The organism is Janthinobacterium sp. SUN176, assembly GCF_030587335.1.
In the GTDB taxonomy this organism is placed as follows: Bacteria; Pseudomonadota; Gammaproteobacteria; order Burkholderiales; family Burkholderiaceae_D; genus Janthinobacterium; species Janthinobacterium kumbetense.
Genome location: NZ_JAPWIA010000001.1, coordinates 1,864,741 through 1,886,908 on the forward strand (window position 1 = coordinate 1,864,741; position 22,168 = coordinate 1,886,908).

Annotated in this window: 22 protein-coding genes; 8 read left to right on the top strand and 14 right to left on the bottom strand. The window is 65.8% G+C overall.

The annotated features are described in order from the left end of the window. Positions 1 to 51: 51 nt before the first annotated feature. The 4 genes from O3299_RS08465 to O3299_RS08480 form a co-directional block, all read right to left on the bottom strand. Positions 52 to 1,737: a cation acetate symporter gene (locus tag O3299_RS08465; RefSeq protein WP_289897696.1), complete on the bottom strand. Its 1,686-nt coding sequence runs from the start codon at positions 1,735 to 1,737 to the stop codon at positions 52 to 54. Next, on the bottom strand, positions 1,734 to 2,042 hold the full coding sequence (locus O3299_RS08470; protein WP_305062053.1) for a DUF485 domain-containing protein: 309 nt from the start codon (positions 2,040 to 2,042) through the stop codon (positions 1,734 to 1,736). The genes O3299_RS08465 and O3299_RS08470 overlap by 4 nt, the downstream gene beginning before the upstream one ends. A 129-nt stretch (positions 2,043 to 2,171) precedes the next feature. Next, positions 2,172 to 3,368 (bottom strand): NO-inducible flavohemoprotein, encoded by a 1,197-nt coding sequence (gene hmpA, locus O3299_RS08475; protein WP_305062054.1) that lies wholly within the window; start codon positions 3,366 to 3,368, stop codon positions 2,172 to 2,174. A gap of 45 nt (positions 3,369 to 3,413) precedes the next feature. Further along, positions 3,414 to 3,827, bottom strand: coding sequence for a hemerythrin domain-containing protein (locus O3299_RS08480; RefSeq protein ID WP_289907149.1), 414 nt, complete (start codon positions 3,825 to 3,827; stop codon positions 3,414 to 3,416). Between the two features lie 227 nt (positions 3,828 to 4,054). Between O3299_RS08480 and O3299_RS08485 the strand changes: the two genes are divergently transcribed. The 7 genes from O3299_RS08485 (at position 4,055) to O3299_RS08515 (ending at position 11,350) form a co-directional block, all read left to right on the top strand. Beyond that, complete coding sequence (locus O3299_RS08485) at positions 4,055 to 4,948, top strand: STAS domain-containing protein (protein ID WP_305062055.1); 894 nt, start codon at positions 4,055 to 4,057, stop codon at positions 4,946 to 4,948. A gap of 7 nt (positions 4,949 to 4,955) precedes the next feature. After that, positions 4,956 to 5,318, top strand: coding sequence for an STAS domain-containing protein (locus tag O3299_RS08490; protein WP_099667758.1), 363 nt, complete (start codon positions 4,956 to 4,958; stop codon positions 5,316 to 5,318). Between the two features lie 10 nt (positions 5,319 to 5,328). After that, the gene (locus O3299_RS08495) at positions 5,329 to 5,754 is read left to right on the top strand and encodes an ATP-binding protein (protein ID WP_305062056.1); all 426 of its coding nucleotides are present in this window, start codon (positions 5,329 to 5,331) and stop codon (positions 5,752 to 5,754) included. Continuing rightward, positions 5,751 to 6,836: an ATP-binding SpoIIE family protein phosphatase gene (locus O3299_RS08500; RefSeq protein ID WP_305062057.1), complete on the top strand. Its 1,086-nt coding sequence runs from the start codon at positions 5,751 to 5,753 to the stop codon at positions 6,834 to 6,836. Before O3299_RS08495 ends, O3299_RS08500 begins: the two co-directional genes overlap by 4 nt. Further along, positions 6,833 to 8,656, top strand: a complete 1,824-nt coding sequence (locus O3299_RS08505) for an ATP-binding protein (RefSeq protein ID WP_305062058.1) — start codon at positions 6,833 to 6,835, stop codon at positions 8,654 to 8,656. Before O3299_RS08500 ends, O3299_RS08505 begins: the two co-directional genes overlap by 4 nt. Continuing rightward, positions 8,643 to 10,157, top strand: a complete 1,515-nt coding sequence (locus O3299_RS08510; RefSeq protein ID WP_305062059.1) for a response regulator — start codon at positions 8,643 to 8,645, stop codon at positions 10,155 to 10,157. The genes O3299_RS08505 and O3299_RS08510 overlap by 14 nt, the downstream gene beginning before the upstream one ends. A 71-nt stretch (positions 10,158 to 10,228) precedes the next feature. Further along, the gene (locus O3299_RS08515) at positions 10,229 to 11,350 is read left to right on the top strand and encodes a metallophosphoesterase (RefSeq protein ID WP_305052169.1); all 1,122 of its coding nucleotides are present in this window, start codon (positions 10,229 to 10,231) and stop codon (positions 11,348 to 11,350) included. A 3-nt stretch (positions 11,351 to 11,353) separates the two neighbouring features. Here O3299_RS08515 and O3299_RS08520 read toward each other — a convergent pair whose 3' ends face one another. Next, the gene (locus O3299_RS08520; protein ID WP_305062060.1) at positions 11,354 to 12,106 is read right to left on the bottom strand and encodes a DUF4303 domain-containing protein; all 753 of its coding nucleotides are present in this window, start codon (positions 12,104 to 12,106) and stop codon (positions 11,354 to 11,356) included. Between the two features lie 16 nt (positions 12,107 to 12,122). Continuing rightward, the gene (locus O3299_RS08525; RefSeq protein WP_305062061.1) at positions 12,123 to 13,046 is read right to left on the bottom strand and encodes a LysR family transcriptional regulator; all 924 of its coding nucleotides are present in this window, start codon (positions 13,044 to 13,046) and stop codon (positions 12,123 to 12,125) included. Between the two features lie 123 nt (positions 13,047 to 13,169). Here O3299_RS08525 and O3299_RS08530 point away from each other — a divergent pair, with 123 nt between their 5' ends. Next, positions 13,170 to 13,931 carry an SDR family oxidoreductase gene (locus O3299_RS08530; RefSeq protein WP_305062062.1) on the top strand — a complete coding sequence of 254 codons (762 nt, stop codon included), beginning with the start codon at positions 13,170 to 13,172 and terminating at the stop codon, positions 13,929 to 13,931. Between the two features lie 27 nt (positions 13,932 to 13,958). Here the strand turns inward: O3299_RS08530 and O3299_RS08535 are convergent, their stop codons facing one another. The 8 genes from O3299_RS08535 to O3299_RS08570 form a co-directional block, all read right to left on the bottom strand. Then, positions 13,959 to 14,909, bottom strand: a complete 951-nt coding sequence (locus tag O3299_RS08535; RefSeq protein WP_305062063.1) for an NAD(P)/FAD-dependent oxidoreductase — start codon at positions 14,907 to 14,909, stop codon at positions 13,959 to 13,961. Next, positions 14,896 to 15,348 carry an Rrf2 family transcriptional regulator gene (locus O3299_RS08540; protein WP_305052174.1) on the bottom strand — a complete coding sequence of 151 codons (453 nt, stop codon included), beginning with the start codon at positions 15,346 to 15,348 and terminating at the stop codon, positions 14,896 to 14,898. Before O3299_RS08540 ends, O3299_RS08535 begins: the two co-directional genes overlap by 14 nt. Positions 15,349 to 15,489: 141 nt before the next feature. Continuing rightward, entirely contained in the window at positions 15,490 to 16,890 is a 1,401-nt protein-coding gene (locus O3299_RS08545; protein WP_305062064.1) for a cytochrome c, read from the bottom strand. Next, positions 16,887 to 18,497, bottom strand: coding sequence for a GMC family oxidoreductase (locus O3299_RS08550; RefSeq protein WP_305062065.1), 1,611 nt, complete (start codon positions 18,495 to 18,497; stop codon positions 16,887 to 16,889). Before O3299_RS08550 ends, O3299_RS08545 begins: the two co-directional genes overlap by 4 nt. A 9-nt stretch (positions 18,498 to 18,506) precedes the next feature. Beyond that, positions 18,507 to 19,031, bottom strand: coding sequence for a sorbitol dehydrogenase family protein (locus O3299_RS08555; RefSeq protein ID WP_251348491.1), 525 nt, complete (start codon positions 19,029 to 19,031; stop codon positions 18,507 to 18,509). 28 nt (positions 19,032 to 19,059) lie between these two features. After that, on the bottom strand, positions 19,060 to 20,253 hold the full coding sequence (locus O3299_RS08560) for a porin (protein WP_305062067.1): 1,194 nt from the start codon (positions 20,251 to 20,253) through the stop codon (positions 19,060 to 19,062). Between the two features lie 368 nt (positions 20,254 to 20,621). After that, the gene (hpaR, locus tag O3299_RS08565; RefSeq protein ID WP_251348489.1) at positions 20,622 to 21,077 is read right to left on the bottom strand and encodes a homoprotocatechuate degradation operon regulator HpaR; all 456 of its coding nucleotides are present in this window, start codon (positions 21,075 to 21,077) and stop codon (positions 20,622 to 20,624) included. A gap of 86 nt (positions 21,078 to 21,163) precedes the next feature. Beyond that, positions 21,164 to 22,123 carry a DMT family transporter gene (locus O3299_RS08570; RefSeq protein ID WP_305062068.1) on the bottom strand — a complete coding sequence of 320 codons (960 nt, stop codon included), beginning with the start codon at positions 22,121 to 22,123 and terminating at the stop codon, positions 21,164 to 21,166. Between the last annotated feature and the right edge of the window lie 45 nt (positions 22,124 to 22,168).

Consider the following 22,168-nt stretch of genomic DNA (forward strand, 5'->3'; position numbering starts at 1 on the left):
GACAATGCCCGGCGAACCGGGCATTGTTTCCTTCAGCAACTCCTATTTACATCAATGCGCGCTGGCGCCTGCCGCGCCGATACCCGTTTCCGAACGCATTTGCTGCGCTTCGTAACCGGCGCGGTCGATGCGCGCGCGCGGGCTCTTGTCGAGCACCGAGAACAGCCAGATGCCGACGAAGCCGGCCGTCATCGAGAACAGCGCCGGCGAGGCATACGGGAACAGCGCTTCGCCATGACCCAGCACGTCGACCCACACGGACTTCGACACCACCGTCAGCGCGACGGCCGTGATCAAGCCCAGGAAGCCGCCGATGGTGGCGCCCCGCGTGGTGCAATCCTTCCACAGCACCGACATGAACAGCACGGGGAAGTTGGCCGAGGCGGCGATGGCGAAGGCCAGCGAAACCATGAAGGCGATGTTCTGCTTTTCAAAGGCGATGCCCAGCACCACGGCGATAATGCCCAGCACGATCGTCGTCACGCGCGACACTTTCAATTCATTGGCGCCCGTGGCCTTGCCCTTCTTGATGACGGTGGCATACAGGTCGTGCGACACGGCCGACGCGCCCGACAGGGTCAAGCCCGCCACGACGGCCAGGATGGTGGCAAACGCGACAGCCGACATGAAGCCGAGGAAGACGTTGCCGCCCACGGCCTTGGCCAGGTGCACGGCCGCCATGTTGTTACCACCCAGCAATTTACCTGCAGCATCCTTGAACTCGGGATTCGTGCTCACCAGCACGATGGCGCCAAAGCCGATGATAAAGGTCAGAATGTAGAAGTAGGCGATCCAGGTGGTGGCCCAGAACACGGATTTGCGCGCTTCCTTGGCGCTGGGCACCGTGAAGAAACGCATCAGGATGTGCGGCAAGCCGGCCGTACCGAACATCAGCGCCATGCCGAACGAAATGGCGGAAATAGGATCCTTGATGAAGGAACCGGGGCCCATGATGGCTTCCTTGGTGGCGTGCACGTCCACCGACTTGGCGAACAGCGCTTCCGGGCTGAAGTTGAACTGCGCCAGCACGGCCACGGCCATGAAGGTGGCGCCGCCCAGCAGCATCACAGCCTTGATGATCTGCACCCAGGTGGTGGCCGTCATGCCGCCAAACAGCACGTAGATCATCATCAGGGTGCCGACCAGGACGACGGCGATCCAGTATTCCAGGCCGAACAGCAGCTTGATCAGCTGGCCCGCGCCCACCATCTGCGCGATCAGATAAAAGGCCACGACGACCAGGGTGCCGGACGCGGAGAAAATGCGGATCGGCGCCTGCTTGAAGCGGTAGGCGGCCACGTCGGCAAAGGTGAAGCGGCCCAGGTTGCGCAGGCGCTCTGCCATCAAAAAGGTGATGACGGGCCAGCCGACGAGAAAGCCGATGGCGTAGATCAGGCCATCGTAGCCGTTCAAAAAGACGGCGGCGGAAATGCCGAGGAAGGAAGCGGCCGACATGTAGTCGCCCGCGATGGCCAGGCCGTTCTGGAAGCCCGTGATGCCGCCGCCGGCCGTGTAGAAATCGGAAGCCGACTTGGTCTTCGCGGCCGCCCACTTGGTGACGAACAGGGTGAAGATGACGAAGGCGGCGAACATGATGATCGCCGTCCAGTTGGTCGGTTGCTTGACCGCCTGGCCCAGGTCGGCGCCGGCCGCCAGCACGCTGCTGCTGGCGCCCGCCAGCAAGGCCAGGCTTGCCAGGCAGGAGAGTTTGCGTTGCGTCAATGTGGTGCCGCTCATGCTTGCACCCGTGCCTGGATGGCGTTGCTCAAGTCGTCGAATTGCTTGTTGGCGCGGCGCACATAGATGCCCGTGACCAGCACGGTAAACACGATGACGAACAGGCCGATCGGCATGCCCCAGGTCATCACGCCGGTGCCCGTCTTAGTGGCGAGGAATTCCTTGTTGAAGGCGATGAGCAGGATGTAGCCGTAGTACACCAGCATCATCAGGCCCGTCAGCGCCCAGCCAAAGCGGGAACGCACCTTGAGCAGTTGGTGATAGTTGGGGTCGCTCTTGATTTTTTGAACGAGATCGTCATGCATTGTGTTGCCTCCTGTTATGTAAAAGCTGCTCTGTTGTTTTCGAGCTTGGATTCACAGTACAGCGCGAGGCTTACCCGCCCCTTACGGCAGCGTTTTTTCTCGCGGGGACAACACAAGGCAGGCAAAAAATCAATTCAAGGCGGCAGCCGGTCCGAAGAACTCGTGGTGCGTCTGCTGTTCCGGCACGCCCAGTTCGCGCAAGTATTGCTTGACGGCCCGCATGAATGGCTGCGGCCCCAGGAAGTAGGCGTCGACGTCGCGCGAGACCGGCAGCCAGCTGTTCAACTGCTCTTTATTCAGCAAGCCGACGGCATCCGGCGCGGCGGCGCCCGGCGCATCGTGTTCGCCGCCATGTTCCGCGTAGCAGTAATAACGCTGCAGCTGCGGGTGCTGCGCGGCCAGTGCATCGATCTGCGCGCGGAATGCATGCACGCCGTGGTTGCGCGCCGCGTGGATGAAATGCACGGGACGCTTGCCGCGCAGGGCCGCCGTCAGCATGGCCAGGGTGGGCGTGATGCCCACGCCGCCGCTGATCAGCACCAGCGGCTTGTCGCTCTCCGTCAGCACGAAGTCGCCCGATGGCGGCGTCAGCTGCACGGTGTCGCCCGCCTGCACGTGGTCGTGGAAGAAATTCGACACCTTGCCGCCCTCTTCACGCTTGACGCTGATGCGGTAAGTCTGGCCATTGCTGGCGGCGGACAGGGAGTACTGCCGACGCATGGGCACGCCATCGACGGTGGCCACCACGCCAATGTATTGACCTGGCGCAAAGTCGAGCACGGGCTGGCCATCGGCGGGCGCCAGCAGGAAGGAGGTGATCTCGGCGCTTTCCACGCTCTTGCCGCGCACGGTAAAGTCGCGCGCGCCGCTCCAGCCACCTGGCGCGGCCGCTTGCGCCTTGTAGATGCGCCCTTCCTCGCCGGCCAGGATGTCGGCCAGCTGGCCGTAGGCCGCACCCCAGGCATCGATGACGGCGTCGCTGGCCACTTCTTCGCCCAGCACTTCACGGATGGCTTGCAGCAGGCTGGCGCCCACCAGCGGATAGTGCTCGGCGCGAATCTGCAGAGCCACGTGCTTGTTGACGATGGTGGCCACTAGGTCGCCCAGCGCGGCAAGCTTGTCGATATTCTTGGCATACATCAATACGCCATTGGCCAGCGCGCGCTGCTGGTCGCCGCTGTGCTGGTGCGCCTGGTTAAAGTACGGCAGCACTTCGGGATGGTCGCGGAACAGATTCTTGTAGAAATGGCGGGTCAGCGCTTCGCCGCCCTGCTCGAGGATGGGGACGGTGGCCGTGATGATGGCACGTTGTTCTTGGGTCAGCATGTAAAACTCCTGTGTATCTATTAGTGTATTTATTAGTAAGCGGTGTCAGGCCAGCGATTCAATGGCCGGATACAGATCGTGGTCTTCGCGCCGCATGCGCTGGAACAGCGCGTGCAGCACGGTATTGGCTTCGCTGCGGAAGGCGTCCGGTTCGGCTTCCAGGCGCACGGGCGTATTCCAGCGGCCGGCGAAATCCAGGTAGGCGCCGGCGATGCCGTGCATCTCGTTTTCGTACTGGCGTCCCAGCCGGGCCACCTCGGCCACGCCGCACGCTTGCGCGGCCGGATACAGGTAGCGCTGCTCGACGGCCAGGTGCAGCTTGATCAAGCCGCTCATGGCGATGATCTGGTCGGCAATGGCCTGCGCCTGCGCGGCGACACCGCCGCGCGCCAGCTGGCGCAAGTCATCGATGGCGGCCAGGATGGCCAGGTGCTGCTGTTTGAATTTGTCGATATTCATGATGTTTTTCTCTTGTTGAGTGTTCCCAGTGTAACGGAATTCGCTTAAACATGCAAATTACATGCATCTTTAAAGGCGCAAATGTTTCTCACAAGAATGTACATCGACATGCGCCACTATGTGCGGCACAGAACACAAGCTACGGCCACGCCTGCCTATAATTTATTCATCACAGCGCGTGCCCGATTGCGGCCGCGCCGCACCCTCCACTCCAGCCAAGGATGAGCATGAGTATGAAGACGGACACGATCAAGACGGGCACGAGCCAGGCGCAGCAACTGGCCGGCATCATCAACGCGCACCACACGGCATTGCTGGACGGCTGGATGGCCGGCCTGATCGCCCGCCTGGTGCGGCGCGACAAGATCGCCGAAAACGAGCTGCGCCAGCAGGCATCGCAATTCCTGCCGCTGCTGGCGGGCGCGCTGGAAAACGGCGACTCGTTCGACATCGAAGGCGGCGCCTGGGACGATACGCGCCAGCTGCTGGCGGAAATATCGCAGTCGCGCGTGCGCCAGGGCTATTCGCCGATCGACACGGCCAGCTTCATGTTCTCGCTCAAGGAACCGCTGTTCGCCTACCTGCGCCAGGAAATCACGGCCCAGCCCCAGGAACTGGGCGACGCCATCGTCAGCACCAGCAAGCTGTTCGACGAGCTGGGTTTGCTCACCATCGCCATCTACCAGAAGGCGCGCGAACAGGTGATATTGCGCCAGCAGCAGGAATTGCTGGAACTGTCCACGCCCGTGGTGCAGCTGTGGCAAAACGTGCTGGCCCTGCCCCTGATCGGCACCCTCGACAGCGCGCGCACGCAGGTGGTGATGGAAAGCCTGCTGCAAAAGATCGTCGACACGGGCGCGCTGATCGCCATCATCGACATCACGGGCGTGCCCACGGTCGACACCCTGGTGGCGCAGCATCTGCTGAAAACCATCGCCGCCGCGCGCCTGATGGGCGCCGACTGCATCATCAGCGGCATCCGCCCGCAGATCGCGCAAACCATCGTGCACCTGGGCGTGAACCTGGAAGACGTGATGACCAAGGCTACCCTGGCCGACGCCTTCGTCGTGGCCCTGAAGCGCACGGGCTCCAGCATCACCTACCAGCAGCAACAACACTGAGGCGCCTATGGAAAGAATCCCCATTTTACGCATGGGCCGGCTGCTGCTGGTGACGATCCAGGTGGACATGCACGACCGCCTGGCGATGACCTTGCAGGACGACCTGACGACACGCATCGTGACGGACCGCGCCACGGGCGTGCTGATCGACATTTCCGCGCTCGACATCGTCGATTCCTTCATCGGCCGCATGATCAGCAACACGGCGGCGATGGCGAAAATCCTCGACGCGCGCACCGTCGTCGTCGGCATGCAGCCGGCCGTCGCCATCACCCTGGTGGAACTGGGCCTGACCCTGGAAGGCGTCAGCACGGCGCTCAACGTGGAACGGGGGATCAAGCTGCTGGAACGGGGCGGCGCATGCGCATGACGGGGGCGCCGTGCTAGGCGCGCAGGCACAGGAGCGTGCGCAGCAGATTCTGCCCCTGCACAGCGACGAAGACGTCGTACGGCTGCGCAAACAGGTACGCGACAGCATGGTCGCCATGGGTTTTGGCCTGATCGAACAGACCAAGATCATCACGGCGGCCAGCGAACTGGCGCGCAACACCCTGCGCTACGGCGGCGGCGGCGAAGCGCGCATCGCGCGCGTCTGCGATGGCGCGCGCCAGGGACTGGAACTGCGCTTTGTCGATGCGGGACCGGGCATCGACGATATTCCCCTGGCGCTGACCGATGGCTATACCAGCGGCGGCGGGCTGGGACTGGGGCTGGGTGGCGCCAAGCGCCTGGCCGACGCCTTTCACATCGACACGGCGCCCGGCGCGGGCACCACTGTCACCATCGCGAAATGGAAGCTGTTTTGAACCACCTCGAGCAAGCCCCTGACATTGCCAGGCAACGCCGTTTTTCCGTCGGCGAACCGAGCGAAATCGCCACGGCCCGCCGCGCCGGCAACGAACTGGCGCGCCACATCGGCTTCGACGACGTGCGCACGGGCCAGCTGGCCATCATCATCAGCGAAGCGGCGACCAACATCGTCAAGCACGCGCAGCGCGGCGAAATTCTGCTGCGCAAGGTGCTGCGCGGCGGCACCAGCGGCATCGAAGTGCTGGCCATCGACAACGGCCCCGGCATGGCAAATGTGCGCCAGCACATGCAGGATGGCCATTCCACCACGGGCACCTACGGCGTGGGATTGGGCGCGATACGCCGCCTGAGCCAGGAATTCGACCTGTACACGGCACCCGGCAAGGGCACGGTGCTGATGATGGTGGTCTGGGGGCCGAACGCCAGCAGCGCCATCCCGGCCAGCCCGAACTGGCAGATCGGCGCCGTGTGCCTGCCGCTGGCATCGGAACAGGTATGCGGCGACGCCTGGAACGTGGTCTGCGAAGGCCATGAACTGAGCCTGATGGTGGCCGATGGCCTGGGCCACGGCCCGCTGGCGGCGCGCGCGTCGGAACGCGCCAGCGCCCTGCTGGAACACGACACGCCGGGCCTACCGCCGCTGCCCGCCCCCTTCATCGAGCTGGCCAACGGCGCCCTGCGCGCCACGCGCGGCGCGGCCCTGGCCCTGGCGCATATCGACAGCGCGCGCCACGAATTGCGCTACGCGGGCGTGGGCAATATCGCCGCCTGCGCCTTCGATGCGCGGCAGCGCCGGCATTTGCTGTCGCACAACGGCATCGTCGGCAGCAACCTGCGCAAGGTGCAGGAATTCTGCTATCCGTGGCAGCCTGGCGCGACCTTGATCATGCATAGCGACGGCCTGCACACGCGCTGGGACCTGGAACAGTATCCGGGCCTGGCGCACTGCCACCCCAGCCTCGTCGCCGCCGTGCTGTACCGCGACTTTGCGCGCGGGCGCGACGACGTCACGGTGGTGGTCCTGCGCGAACACGAGGAACAGCAGGCCGTGACGGGGGAAAGGAGCGAAACGACATGACACGACGCATATTGACGGCCCATATCGGCAGCGAACTCGATGTGGTGGGCGCACGCCAGCGCGCGCGGCAGATCGCCGCCCTGTGCGGCTTCGGCGTGCAGGACCAGGTGCGCATCGCCACGGCCGTATCGGAACTGGCGCGCAACGTCTACAACTACGCCGGCAGCGGCAAGGTGCATTTCGCCATCGATGGCCAGACGGCGCCGCAGGTGCTCAGCATCCGCATCGAGGACCAGGGCCCCGGCATCGCGCAGCTCGACAAGATACTGGCCGGCACCTACCGTTCGCCGACGGGCATGGGACTGGGCATCCTGGGCGCGCAGCGCCTGATGGACCGCTGCCATATCCGCAGCGCGCCGGGCGACGGCACGCAGATCACCCTGCACAAGCTGTTCCCGCGCGACGCGCCCCTGCTCGACGGCGGCAAGATCGGCACGCTGTCCGGCAGCCTGCAGGCGCTGCCGCCGGACATCACGCTGTCGGAAGTGCAGCAGCAGAACCGCGAGCTGCTGAGCACCCTGGCCGAACTGAAGACGCGGCAGGACGACCTGCTGCAGCTGACGCGCGAACTGGAAGACACCAACCGCGGCGTGGTGGCGCTGTTCGCGGAACTGGACGAAAAGGCCGACCACCTGCGCCGCGCCGACCAGATGAAATCGCGCTTCCTGTCGAACATGAGCCATGAATTCCGCACGCCGCTCAGCTCCATCCGCGCCCTGTCCAAGCTGCTGCTCGACCGCATCGACGGCGATCTGTCGGAAGAGCAGGAAAAACAGGTGCTGTTCATCCTGCAAAGCGCCGTCAGCCTGAGCGACCTGGTGAACGACTTGCTGGACCTGGCCAAGATCGAGGCGGGCAAGGTCGACGTGCACGCCAACAGTTTCCAGGTGGCGGACCTGTTCAGCGCCCTGCGCGGCATGCTGCGCCCGCTGCTGGTGTCCGATACGCTCACCTTGACCTTCATCGACCCCGATCCGGCGCTGCACATCCACACGGATGAAGGCAAGCTGTCGCAAATCCTGCGCAACTTCATTTCCAACGCCCTCAAATTCACGGAAGCGGGCGCCATTGTCGTCAGCGCCACGCCCTTGCCGGAGCAGGACGCGATCCGCTTTTCCGTCTCCGACACGGGCCTGGGCATCGCCGCCGAAGACGTGCAGATGATCTTCGAGGAATTCAGCCAGGTGGAAAACCACATGCAGCGCAAGGTCAAGGGCACGGGCCTGGGCTTGCCCCTGTGCCGCAACCTGGCCACCCTGCTCAATGGCACGGTGAGCGTGGAAAGCACGCCGGGCCACGGTTCGCTGTTTTCCGTCGTCCTGCCCGCCAGCTACCATGCGCCCGAAGGCAGCCTGCCGCCATGCGCGCCGGCCAACGACAATGGCAACGACCAGCGCATCGCCGTGCTGGTGGTGGAAGACAATCCGCCCGTGCGCCTGCTGTATGAAAAATTCCTGGCCGGCAGCGAATTTCGCGTCGTCCCCGCGCGCAGCGTGCGCGAGGCGCAGGAGCGCTGGGAACAGCAGCGCCCCGCCGCCGTCATCCTCGATATCCTGCTGCACGGTGAAACGGCCTGGCACTGGCTGGCCGAGCTGAAAAACGACCCGCTGCGGCGCCAGGTGCCCGTCATCGTCGCCACCGAGATCGACGACGTGCGCAAGGGCCTGGCCCTGGGCGCCGACGCCTACTACGTCAAGCCGCTGCCGCGCCAGCAATTGCTGGCGACCCTGCGCGCGCTGATCGGCAATCCCCACCACCGGCAAGAGCCGGTTCCGCCGCAAGGCACAACCACCTGGGACAATGCGCATGCTACCGGATAACAACAGCGATGCTCTGATCCTGAACGTCGATGACAGCGATGGCGCACGCTACGCCAAGTCGCGCATCCTCCAACGCGCCGGTTTCAAGGTCATCGAAGCGTCGAACGGTGGCGACGCGCTGCTGCGCGCCCGCCATGACCGCCCCAACCTGATCCTGCTCGACGTCAAGCTGCCCGACATCAACGGCCTGGAAGTGTGCCGCCAGTTGAAGGGCGGCGCCGAGACGAACACCATCCTGGTGCTGCAAACGTCGGCTTCCTGCATCGGCACGGCCGACAAGATCCGCGCCCTGGACGGCGGCGCCGACAATTACCTGGTCGAGCCGATCGAGGCCGATGAACTGATCGCCAACGTCAAGGCGCTGCTGCGCCTGGGCCGCGTCGAGCGCGCGCTGCGCGACGTGGATCGCCGCAAGGATGAGTTCTTGGCCACCCTGGCGCACGAATTGCGCAACCCGCTGGGCCCCATCCGCACGGCGCTGGCCCTGCTGTGCAAGCTCGACCCCGTCGTGCCGGCCGTGCAGGACAATGCGCGCCGCACCATCGCCCGCCATACCGATCACCTGGTGCGCCTGGTGGACGACCTGCTCGACGTGTCGCGCATTTCGCAGGGAAAAATCTCGCTGCAATGGGAAAGCGTAAGCCTGGCCAGCGTCATCCGCAGCGCATTGGAAACGAGTTCGCACAGCATCGAGGCGCGCGGCCATGCGCTGGACGTGAACCTGCCCCAGGAAGAACTGTGGGTCTGCGGCGACGCCGTGCGCCTGTCGCAGATCGTCGCCAACCTGCTGCTCAATGCGGCCAAGTTCACGGCGCCGGGCGGGCGCATCGCCATTACCGCCGAACGCGAAGGCGACAATGTGCGCATCCGCCTCAGCGACAACGGCATCGGCATCGCCGCTGCCAGCATCGACAGCATCTTCGACCTGTTCGAGCAGAGCGGCCACTCGCCCGACCGGGTGCAGGATGGCCTGGGCATCGGCCTGTCGCTGGTACGCAACCTGGTGACCCTGCACGGCGGCCAGGTCAGCGTGCGCAGCCCCGGCGTAGGGCTGGGCAGCACCTTCGAAGTCCTGCTGCCGCTCGACGCCAACGTGCCGGTGGCGGCAGCACCAGCGCCGCAGACCGCCACCGGCGGCAGCCAGCGCATCCTCGTCGTCGATGACAACCGCGATGCGGCCGATACCCTGGCCGAACTGCTGGAAATGTACGGCCACACGGTGCGCACGGCCTACACGGGCGCGCAAGCCACCGAGCGCACGCTGGAATTCAAGCCCGACATCGTCTTTCTCGACATCGGCCTGCCCGACATGAGCGGCTACGACGTGGCCGTCAAACTGCGCCAGCTGCCGATACCGCAGCAATTCCTGCTCGTCGCGCTGACCGGCTACGGCCAGGAACACGACCGCCAGGCGGCCCTGCAGGCCGGTTTCAACGAACACTTCGCCAAACCCGTCGATTTCGGCAAGCTGGCCATGCTGGGATTGCATATCGCCCCCTGAGCGGGGTGGCGGCTGCCTGCGGCCAAGGCGTCGGCTATAATCGGCGGCCGCCTCACCTCTGGAAGCATGACATGACAACCCGCACGCCGCTGCTGCGCATCACCATGATACTGGGCGCCCTGCACGCCCTCCTGGGCTGGCTGCTGCTGCCGTCGCTCCCCGTCGGCCTGGCCGGCTGGCTGCTGGGCGGCCTGGTCCTGCTGGCGTCGACCATGCTCATGCCGATGACGATCTTCGCCCGCGCCGTCACCAACGATGCGCGCCTGGCCGACCGTCTGAGCTGGGCCGGTTCGCTGTGCATGGGCTTTTTTTCCTCGCTGTTCGTGCTGACCGCGCTGCGCGCACTGCTGATGCTGATTCCTGCCACCCGCCCGCACGCGCAGGCATCCGCCGTGCTTGTGCTGCTCCTGGCGCTGCTGGCCACCGTCGTCGGCTTCATCAACGCCCGCCGGGTGGCGCGCGTGCGCGAGGTCGACGTGCCCATCGCCGGCCTGCCGGCCGCCTTGCAGGGCTACACCATCGTGCAACTGAGCGACATCCACGTGGGCGCCACCATCAAGCGCGCCTACGTGCAGGCCATCGTCGCGCGTGCCAACGGCTTGCAGGCGGACCTCATCGCCATCACGGGCGACGTGGTCGACGGCACGGTGGCGCAACTGGGCAGCCACACGGCGCCGCTGGGCGAGCTGTGCGCGCGCCACGGCGTCTTCCTCGTCACGGGCAACCATGAATACTATTCGGGCGCCGCGCCGTGGGTGGCGGAATTTCGCCGCCTGGGCTTGCGCGTGCTGATGAATGAACATGTCGTCCTCGACCGCGACGGCGCGCGCCTGGCGCTGGCCGGCGTCACCGACTTCAACGCGGCCGCCTTCGACCCTGCCCAGGCAAGCGACCCGCAAGCGGCCATCGCCGGCGCGCCGCCCGGCATCCCCCGCATCCTGCTGGCGCACCAGCCGCGCAGCGCGCCCGAGGCGGAAGCGGCCGGCTACGACCTGCAATTGTCCGGCCACACGCACGGCGGCCAGTTCTGGCCGTGGAACCTGTTCGTGCCGCTGCAGCAGCCGTATGTGGCGGGCCTGCACCGGCAAGGCCGCCTGTGGATCTATGTGAGCCGCGGCACGGGCTACTGGGGGCCGCCGAAACGCATCGGCGCGCCGGCGGAGATTACGAGACTCAGGCTGGTGGCGGCGTAGAACCTAGTCGACCCAACTGGCCATCCACGCCTCGAACCGCGCCACCACCGCCGGCGGATTCAGGCGCGCCATGGCGCCCGCCACCGGCTCGCTGTCGCTGACCTCGAACAACAGCACGCGCTCATCGCGCTGGGCGGCCGTGCCGAATATGCCTTCCGTGTCGAGCTGCGCCAGCGCCGCGATGCAGGCGTCGAACACGCCGCTGCGGAAGGTGGCGAAGTCCACGTCGAACGGCAAGTCGCGGTGCGCCTGCAGCAGCAAACGGTAGGCGCTGTCGAAATACTCGCCGCCCTCCTCGAACGCCCATTCGGCCGGGTTCCACAGCATTTCCTCGCCATACTCCGAGGCGACCAGCGCTTCGCGGCTGTTCGCCATGCAGCCTATCGTCATGGCGCCGTCATCGCTCACAAGGGCGAATGCGTCGATGTGCTGGTCCGGATGCGCGCGGCGCGCGGCTTCGACAGCCAGGCGCGCGGCGTCTGCCACCAGGGTTTGCAGCAGCGCGAAATCGAATACGGCCGGGTCGATGACGCTTTCGCGCGCCAGCACGTAGCCGTCGGCCAGCGCGGCCCGGCCATGCGCCAGGTAGACGGCGTGCGCTTCGGCTTCGCTGGCGTAGTCGTTGCGCGTCTCCTCGCCCCAGGTCATGGCCGCGCCGCTGGCCGTCCAGACGGTCGTGCCGAAGACGCGCGCTTCCCGGAAACGGGCCGGCCGGTCGCCGTCGAAGGTGTAAAACAGGCTGTAATTACTATGCATGGGAATTGTTCATCGTTTAATCGGGCCGCATCTGCGCGGCGAAATCGCGCTGGCGGAACTGCTCCAGCAGGAAATCGACGAACACGCGCGTCTTCGCGGGCAAGAGCTTCTTGCTGGGATAGTACACGGACAAAGGGCCGGAATCGGCGTGCCAGCCTGGCAGCAGGCGTACCAGCGCGCCGCTGCGCAAGTGGGTCAGCGCGTGCGGCATGGGCAGCAGCGCCACGCCGACGCCCAGGATGGCTGCCTGCGCCATCGCTTCCGGGTCGTCGAAGATGGCGCGCGGCCGGCATTCGGCCACGCCTTCGCCGCCCGCGCCGTCGCGCAATATCCAGCTGCGCAGCCTGCCGCTGCCCGCAGAACGGCGCGCCACGCCATCGAATTGCGCCAGGTCCGACGGATGCCTGGGCATGGCCTTGCCCTGCATGAAGGCGGGCGACGCCGTGGCGACGATGTGGGCGTGGCCCAGCTCGCGCGCCACCACGCCGGGCGTCAGTTCGATGCCGCCGCCGATGGCGACATCGAAGCCTTCGCCGATCAAGTCCACTTGCCGGTTGTCGAAATGGCAGTCGGGCACCACGCCCGGGTGGCGCGCGATGAAGTCGCCCAGCAGTGGCACCACGTAGCTGCGCCCGAACGACGGCGCCATGCTGATTTTCAGGATGCCGGCCGGCTGGCCGCCCTCTTCCGCCACGCCGGCGATCGCTTCGCGCAGGGTGGACAGGGCGCCGCCTATCTGCTGCAGGAAACGCTCACCCCCTTCCGTCAGGGTCAGGCGCCGCGTGCTGCGCTGGAACAGCCGCAATCCCAGGCTCGCTTCCAGGCGCGCCACATTCTTGCTGACGGCGGCCGGCGTCAGGCCCAGGCGGCGCGCGGCGGCGGAAAAGCTGCCCAGCTCGGCAGACAGCACGAAGGATTGCAAGTGATTGAGGGCGTCCATGCGCCTATTCTACCCGCTCAGCTGATACCAATGGTTGAAAGTGATTGTAGCGATTCATGGCTAGCGCGGCAGGAATGAAAGGCAGATACTGAACTCCTCGATTCCTCACTTAGAAAGCACATCATGCAAACCCAAACCGCCACCTCCCTGCCACTGCAAGACAAGATCGCTTTTGTGACGGGCGGCTCGCGCGGCATCGGCGCCGCCATCGTGCGCCGCCTGGCCAGCCAGGGCGCCAACGTCGTCTTCACGTATCAAAGCTCGGCCGCCGAAGCGCAGGCGCTGGCCGCCACGGTGGAGGCAAGCGGCGGCAAGGCCCTGGGCGTGCAAGCCGATGCGGCTGACGCCACCGCCCTGACGGCGGCCATCGACAAGGTGGCGGCGCAATTTGGCCGCGTCGATATCCTCGTCAACAACGCGGGCGTGTTCCTGCCTGGCGCCATCGACGACTTTTCGCTGGCAGACTTCGACAAGACCGTGGCCGTCAACGTGCGCGCCGTGTTCGTGGCCATCAAGGCAGCCGTGGCGCACATGCAGACGGGCGGGCGCATCATCAACATCGGCAGCACGAACGCGCACCGCATGCCGTTCGGCGGCGCGGCCGCCTACGCCATGAGCAAATCGGCGCTGAGCGGCCTGACGCAAGGCCTGTCGCGCGACCTGGGTCCGCGCGGCATCACCATCAACAACGTGGAACCGGGCCCCGTCGCCACGGACATGAACCCGCCGACGGGCGACTTCGCCGACCTGATGCACGGCCTGATGGCCCTGCCCCGCCACGGCACGGCCGATGAAATCGCCGGCATGGTGGCCTACCTGGCCAGCCCGGAAGCGGCGTTCGTCACGGGCGCAGGACTGAAGATCGATGGCGGTTTTGCCGCCTGAGCGCCAGCACGCACCACGGCCCCGGCATTAGGCCGCCGGGGCCAGTCCGAACATCAGCGAGCGGTGCGCTGCCACGCCAGCCATGGCGCCATCGGCCACCGCGAACGCCACGCTGCCGGCCATGCGGCCCGCGTCGCCGCAGCAAAATACGCCAGGCACGCTGCTGGCCTTTTGCTCGTCGGTGCGCACGAACGGCCCCATGGCCCCCTCTTCCAACGCGCAGCCCAGCTCACCGGCCAGGGAACTGGCCAGGCGGGTGCGGGTCGCCACGAACAGGCCGGCCATCGCATGGCGGCTGCCATCGTGCATGACCACGTCGGCCACGCCAGCGATCCGCGCCACGGGCGCGCGCACCACCGTGACGCCGCGCGCGGCCAGCTGCTCCAGCTGCGCGCCATCGGGGTCGAACGCGCCGTTCAGGAAAAAAGTGACCGTGCCCCAGTCGGGCAGCATCAGCGCATGGTGCATGGAGAGGGGGCCGGTGGCCAGCACGCCGATGGCGCCCTGCTCCAGCTCATAGCCGTGGCAATACGGGCAGTGGAAGACGCTGCCGCCCCAGCGCTCGGCCAGGCCATCGATGGGCGGCAATTCGTCGATCACGCCGGTGGCCAGTATCAGGCGGCGGCCGTGGAAGACGCTGCCGTCCGCCAGGGTTACGCCGAAGCCATCGCCATCGCGGCTGGCGGCGGCCTGCACGGCCGTGCCATCCAGCCAGGCGACGGTGGCATACGCCAGCAGCTGCACCTTGCCCTCGGCCGCGATGGCGGCCGTCCCGCTGCCGTCCTGGGTCAAAAAACCGTGGGAATGGCTGGCGTAGCGGTTGCGGCGCTGGCCGCCGTCGATCACCAGCACGCGGCGCCGGGCGCGCGCCAGTTGCGTGGCGGCGGACAGGCCCGCGTAGCTGCCGCCGACGATGATGGCGTCGAACGGGGCGGCGGGCGTGGCGCTGTCTGCGCCTCGGGGTTCAGGAATGTGCATGCGGTGCTCCTTTGTGGATGGCGTATTGTTGGCTGAAACGGTCGGCCAGGTCGGCCAGGGTGACGGCGCCAAAGCGCCGGATCAGCAGCGCCTCGGCTTCGTCGAAGGCGCCGGCCAGCGACTGGTTGACCACCTGCTCGACCAGGCAGCCCGGCTGATCGACGCGGTTGCCCATGGCGAAGACAGTGGGCGAACCCACGGCCACGTAAATGTCGTGCAGCGTGACGCGGTGCAGGTCGCAGACGATGCGCCAGCCGCCGCCGTGGCCCTTGACCGAAGCCACGTAACCCCGTTCGCGCAAGCCGGCCATCACGCGCCGCACCAGCACGGGATTGGTGTCCAGGTAAGCGGAGAGTTCCTCGGACGTCATCGGGCGTCCCGCGTGAGCCATGTGCAGCAGCACATGGAGGATCGATGATAGTTTGCTGTCGCGTCTCATGTAACTAATGATAGTACATAATTTACACAGATGCAAACCAGTTGCAACATCAAGACGTAAAAAAAGGGGCCAGACTATTCAGCCTGGCCCCTGCCTGTACTTCAGCGTCTGTACTTCAGCGCCTGTTATTCGCGGCTGCTTCTACGCCTGCTTGCGCCGGCGTCCCCGCCACCACAGCAGCAATGCCAGCAACACCAGCACGCCGACGATGATGCCCGCGCGGGCCAGGCCGATCAGGTTGGACGGCGCGCCGCCGTTGCGCAGGGTCGTCACCTGCTCCGCCGTCACCTTGATGGCGGGATTGCCGTACATCTTCTGCACGTAATTGCCGAGGGTGACGATCTGCTCGTCCGACAGGGTCTGGCGGAAGGCGGGCATCAGGTGACCTGCATGGGCACCCCTGCCATCCTGCCGCTCCACGCCGTCGAGTATCGCCATCACCAGGTTGTTGCTGTTGCTGCGGCCCGTCACCGAGTTGTGGAACAGCGGCGGCAGGCTGCCGTCGAAACTGCCCTCGCCCCTGGCCTGGTGGCAGCTGGCGCACTGCGCATCGTACAACTGCGCACCCGACATCTTGTTCAGGTTTTGCGGCAGCGGCACGCCGCGGATGCTGGCCAGCTCGTCGCCCGCCTTGCCCCATTGCGTCACCGACTGCGTGTCGGCCTTGTCGCGAATGGCCGGCACGCTCTTGACGTAGTGCGCGATGGCGTGCAAGTCCGCGTCGCTCAGGTGCTTCAGGCTATGGTCGATGGCTTCGGCCATCGGTCCCGCGGCCTGCGCCTTGTTGGCGGTGCGGCCCGTGCGCAGGTAATCGACCAGTTCCTGCTGGCTCCAGCCGCCCACGCCGCTGTTGATATCCGACGTGATGTTCGGCGCATGCCAGGTGCCCAGGTCAGCGCCTCCCAGCTCCTTCGACAGCTGCTCGGCCATCAGCGCATTGCGCGGCGTGTGGCAGGTGGTGCAGTGGGCCAGGCCTTGCGCCAGGTAGGCGCCCCGGTTCCACTCCATGCTTTTCGCCGTATCGGCGACGAAGGGTTTCTTGTCGAGGAAGAGCATGTTCCAGCCCGCCATCGACAGGCGGATGTTGAACGGGAACGGCAAGTCCGTCGTCTGTGCCGGCGCCGCATCCACGGCCGCCACGCCGTGCATGAAGTAGTCATACAGGGCGGCCATGTCCTCGTCCGTCACCTTGGCGTAGGCCGTGTAGGGCATGGCCGGGTACAGGTTGGCGCCGTCGGCCCGCACGCCATGGCGCACGGCGTCGGAAAACTGCTTGAGCGTGTAATTGCCGATGCCATGCGTGGTCGACGGCGTGATATTGGTGGCAACAATGGCGCCCAATGGCGTCGCCAGGGACAGCCCGCCCGCCATCGGTTTGCCGCCAGGCACGCTATGGCAGGCGATGCAGTCGCCGGCCGTGGCCAGGTAGCGGCCACGTTCGATCGCCGCCGCATCGGGCACGGCCTTGTCGGCAGCCAGCACGGGCATGGCCGCGAGGGACAGCAAGACGGCGCCCGCCGTCAGTCTGAAGGCCGCCATCATGCTGTGCCTCCCTGTTGTTCGTCGAGGATATGCTTGACGGTGCGCAGTGCCACGGCCAGGCCGTTTTCCGTCGAATTGCAGGTGCCGGACGTGGGCAGCACGCCGGTACTGCACAGGAACAGGTTGGCGTGGTCGAAGGTACGGCCCCACTGGTCGCACACGGCCTTGGCGGGGTCGGAACCCATCGACAGGGTGCCGCAGATGTGCTGGTTGTTGGCAAACACGCCTTCCTTGCTGTGGCGCAGATTGGTGCCGCCCATCAGCTTGGCGATCTGTTCGAAATCCTGCTTCGAACGCTCGTGGCCCCGCTTCGTGTACTCGTCGATCGAATAGTGCGCCTGCGGCTTGGGGATGCCCATGGCGTCTTTTTCGCTGCTCAGGGCAATGCGGTTTTCCGGGTTCGGCAGCACTTCCAGCACGTTTTTCAGGCTCATTTCGCGGGCCGAGCGGAAACGCAGCTGCTGCTCGAATGCTTCGCCGAACACGCCCTTGCCGATCAATTCCCTGGTGGCGCCGTCGACGCGAGAAATGTTCGTGAAATCCAGGCGGTACGGCGAGTGCTCGCTGCGGAAGTCGCCGTCGCGCATGGTGTTGATGGAATTGGGGCTTTGCGGGCCCCGGCCCAGCCACAAGTCTTCATCGGCGTCGAAGGTGATCGAGGTGCTCGGATGGTCCATCAGGTTGCGGCCCACCATGTCGCTGCTGTTGGCCAGGCCGTTCGGGTATTTGTCCGAGGCGGAAACGAGCAGCAAGCGGGGGCTTTCGATGCCGTTGGCGGCGAGGATAAAAGTCTTGGCCGTGACCCGGTGGCTTTTCTTGTCGACGTCGTAATACAGCGCGGCCGTGATGCGGCCCTGCGCGTCGTGTTCCAGCTTGTAGACGTTGGCGTTGCAGACGATCTTCACGCCCGCGTCTTCCGCCTGCTGCGCGGCGATGCCGCCGTGGTATTGCGCGTCGATGGGGCAGATCGGCTGGCAGCTGTTGTTGCCGCAGCAGGCCGGGCGGCCATCGTAGCTGACGCTGTTGCGCGCCACCGTGTTGCCGACGACCTTGAACGCAGGGTCGAGGCGCTCGCGGATGCGGCGCATGGCGTACGGCTCCGTCACGGGGGCCATCGGGAACGCCTGCTTGCGCGGCGAACCCGTGTTCTCGGCGCCCGAGACGCCCATGATCTCTTCCGCTTCCTGGTAAAACGGCTCCAGGTCTTCGTAGCTGATCGGCCAGTCGACGCCCACGCCATACAGGGTATGGATGCGGAAATCGTTCGGCACATTGCGCCACGCCTGCGCGGCCCAGTGCCACGACGTGCCGCCGAACTGGCGGATATATTCGGCCGGGTACGGATACGGGCCGGCCTGCACCAGGTAGCCGTTATCGGTCGGCTGGTAGATCGGGTGCGGCGCCGTGGCGACGGACGGATACGGCGACATCCAGTCGCTGCGGCGCGTCGTGTTGCGGAAACGGGCGACGATTTCGCCGCGCGACACGCGCGGTCCCGCTTCCAGGATCAGCACCGAGGCGCCGGCCAGCGCGAGCTTGCGCGCAGCCAGGGAGCCGATGATGCCGGAACCGATCACGAGGTAATCGGCGGAGAGTTCTTCAGCCATGATGGCTCCTTAAATTGGTTTTCTGGCCCAGCTGCCGTAGGCGCCGTAGGAATACGTGGGAGGTTTCAGCACGTCGGCCACGACGGCCGCGTTCAACGCCTGCTCGTAGGCGACGCAGACGGCCGCCTCGCCCGTGCCGACGATGCCCAGGTACCAGGCGCTGGCGATCTGGCGCGGCAAGGCGGCCAGCGGCGACTGGGCCGGGTCGAGCCCGTCGAGCGCTTCCTGCAGGCCGGCCGCCTGCAAGCCCTGTGCATTGATCAGCGCCAGCAGCGCGCGCACCTTCGCCGGGAAGGCCGTATCCTGCGCCACCAGCGCGTCATACAGGCGCCTGGCCAGCACGGGGTCGAGCACTTGCCGCCCCACCAGCATGGCCGACACGCCCAGGAAGGCGCCCTGCTCCGCATTGGCGACCGGTTCGGCCAGCGCCCAGGGAATCAGCGCCGCGGCCGAAGCCGACAGCAAGCCGGCCAGCACCATGCGGCGGCCGGGATTGAGAGGGCCGCGGCCCTCCTTGTGATGTGTAGCGTCCACTTGAAGCTCCCGTGAGTTCAGCAACCGTTCAGAAAGAATGCTTGAGACCGACCATGACCACCGTCTGGCCGCCGGTCGACGATGGCGTGCCGTTTTGCGAATCGCCGACCGAGGCGACGGCGTTGACGATGGCGCCGTCCTGGCCCAGGGTCTGGCCGCGCGCCAGCTGGCGCGCCTCGATCAGGTAGATCGCGGTGCGCTTCGACAGCGCATACGTCTGTTCGAACGACAGTTGGCGGTAGCGCGCGCGGTCGGCGATGCCGTTGGCGTGGCTGGCGAAGGTGTCGCTGTAGCCGGCGGCCAGGAACCACTGCGGCGTCAACTGGTAGCTGGAAATCAGGCCGGCCGTGTTGAAGATGGCCGTGTCGCGGAAGGCCGAGCGGCTGCCCGCCTCGTATTGCACGTTGCTGGCGTTGGCGCCCACCATCCACTTGCCCATGGTGTAGCGCGTGCTGGCGGCGATGAATTGCACGCTTTCAGCCGAGGCATAGCCCTGGTTGATGGCGGAAATGCCGAAGCTGCCCGAAGCATTGCTGTTCCAGCCGCCCTGGGTGCTCATGGCCATGGCGCTGGCATTGTTCTGGCCGTTTTTCAGTTTCAGGTAGCCGAGCGCGAATTCGGCTGGCGAGGTGCTGTACTTGACGGCGGCGCTGAAGCTGCTGCCCACGGCATTGCCGTCTGCCGCTTCGCCAAAGCCGTACTGCGCGCTGGCCTGCAGGCCGCGCCAGGCCGGCATGCTGTAGGTGACGGAATTGCTGATGCGCACGGTCGTATCGAGGCCGTCGATATCGCCCGGGTGGGCGCCGGTGGCGCCCGTCAACACGTTGCTCGACGCCAGCGAGCCCACCAGCAGGTAGTACGGCGTGTACTGGCGGCCGGCCGTCACGCTACCGTAGGCTGCCGATTGCAAGCCCACGTAAGCCTGACGGTTGAACAGGGAGCTGGCCGAACTTTGCGCGCCCGTGTCGCTTTCAAAGCCGTTTTCCAGCAGGAACAGCGCCTTCAGGTCGCCGCCCAGGTCTTCCACGCCCTGGAAACCGATCTTGCTGGCGGACAAGTTGCCGCTGCGCATGTAGGTGTTCGAATTGCCGCCCTGGTTGCTGGTGTACGCCATGGCCGCGTCGACCACGCCGTAAATGCTGACATTGCTTTGGGCGCAAACGTTTGCGCCGATGAGCGTGGAGACGGCCAGCGCCGCAGCGCGCATGCATGTAGTGTTCATTTTTTCCTGACTTTCCTGTTTTATAGTACGCCCGGCCGGCATTACCGCCGTGATGGCGACATACCGGCTGTGGCGCCGCGTTGCGGCCCCATACAGCGCGTGGGGCGTCCGCTTTTCTTCTTGATTTGGATCAAGTGGAGCAAATTATACGCTTATTTACTCACATGTAAGTGATTGACTGTAAGGCGTAGTCTTATAGCAAAACTTTCTTGTGTCTTATAGCAAAACCGGCAGGTATGCGGGCGCACGCCCGGCAGGATGCGGAAATACGCGGAACAGGCATGGGGAAAGCAGCGGCGGCGCGTGTCGAAAAACACGCGCCCGGTGGCTAATCAGGCAGGTGGAAAAACGATGAAAAAGCGGGATGGTCAGCGCAGGATGGCGGGCGCCACCGGCAGGGTTTCGAGGGCAATGAAGGCTTCCAGGGTGCGGCGCATGTCTTCGAACACTTGCTTGCCGTAGGCCGCTTCCAGGTGTTCATATTGCAGGTCGATCAGCTTGCCCATCTGCAGCAGCAGGCTGGCGCCCGCTTCCGACAGGTGCACCTTGCGGCGGCGCTGGTCGCCTTCGAACTTGCTGCGCCCGATCAAGCCGATTTCTTCCATGCGCGCCAGGATGCCGCTCATGCTGGGGCTGGAAATCTGGCAGATCTCGCACAGTTCGCGCGGTTCCAGGGTCGGGCTTTCGTTCAGCGCGCGCATGATGCGCCACTGCTGCTCCGTCACGCCGAAGTGATTGAGGATGGGGCGGAAATGCTGGAGCAGGCTGTCGCGGGCCTTCAGCAGCAGTTGCGGCATGTTCGGATAACGGATCGGTAGCTGCAAGCGGAACTCCCTGGGTGGGCGGAAAATTAGCGTAATTATACGGCCCGCCCACTGCAAACGGCAGGCCGGCAACGATGTATTTTTCGCTACGTCCGTCCTGCCTCCTGCCCTGCTCCCTCCTCCTGCGCATGCCGCCGCACGGACCACAGCACGCCCGCCGTCAGCAAGACCATGGCGGCCCATTCCAGGGGCCGCGGCATGCGCTGCGCGTAGACGAAGCCGTACAGCAGCGCGAACAGGGTCTCCGACAGGATCAGCTGGCCCGACAAGGTGACCGGCACCAGGCGCGACGCCAGATTCCACAGGTAATTGCCGATCACGGAAGCGCCCAGCGCCAGCAGCAAACACACGATCCAGTAGCGGTGCCAGTCGCGCGCCGGCGCGTCGTCGGCGCCGCCTGCCTGCTGCAGCGCCAGCATCGCGGCGCCAACGGCCAGGGCGATGACGCCGCTGGCCAGGCCATACAGCATGGCCCATTCCACGGAACTGAAATGCGCGTGGCGCTTGAGGAAACGGGCATTGTCGAGCGCATACCAGGTCCAGCAGGCGAGCGCGCCAACGGCGCACAGCACGCCGGCCAGCTTGTGCGCCAGACCGGCGCCGCCCGCGCCGCCTGCATGGCTGAAGATATCGACATTGATACAGGCGATGCCCAGCGCTACCACCAGCAGCGGCCAGGCCAGCTGGCGCAGCGGCAGCGCGCCGTGGTCCTTGCGGCCCAGGATGGTGACGCTCAGGGGCAGCAAGCCGATGATCAGGGAAGTGGGCGCCACGCCGGCCAGTTTGACGCCGTAGGCCAGCAGCAGGTAATACACGACATTGCCGGCCAGCGCCTGGCGCAGCATCGCCAGCCAGTCGCTGCGCCGCAAGCGCCGCAGCAGGGGCAAGAGGCGCGGCAGCATCAGGCCGGCCGCCAGCGCGCCATAGCAGATGTAGCGCCCCACCATCAGCTCGACCGGGGAAAAGTCCGGCAGCAAGACGGGCACAATGAAAACGGCGCCCCAAAAGGCGCCGGCCAGCACACCACATACGATCCCACGCCACATGCCTGCCACTCTCACGTTTTCATTCAAGGGCGCCAGTATGGCATG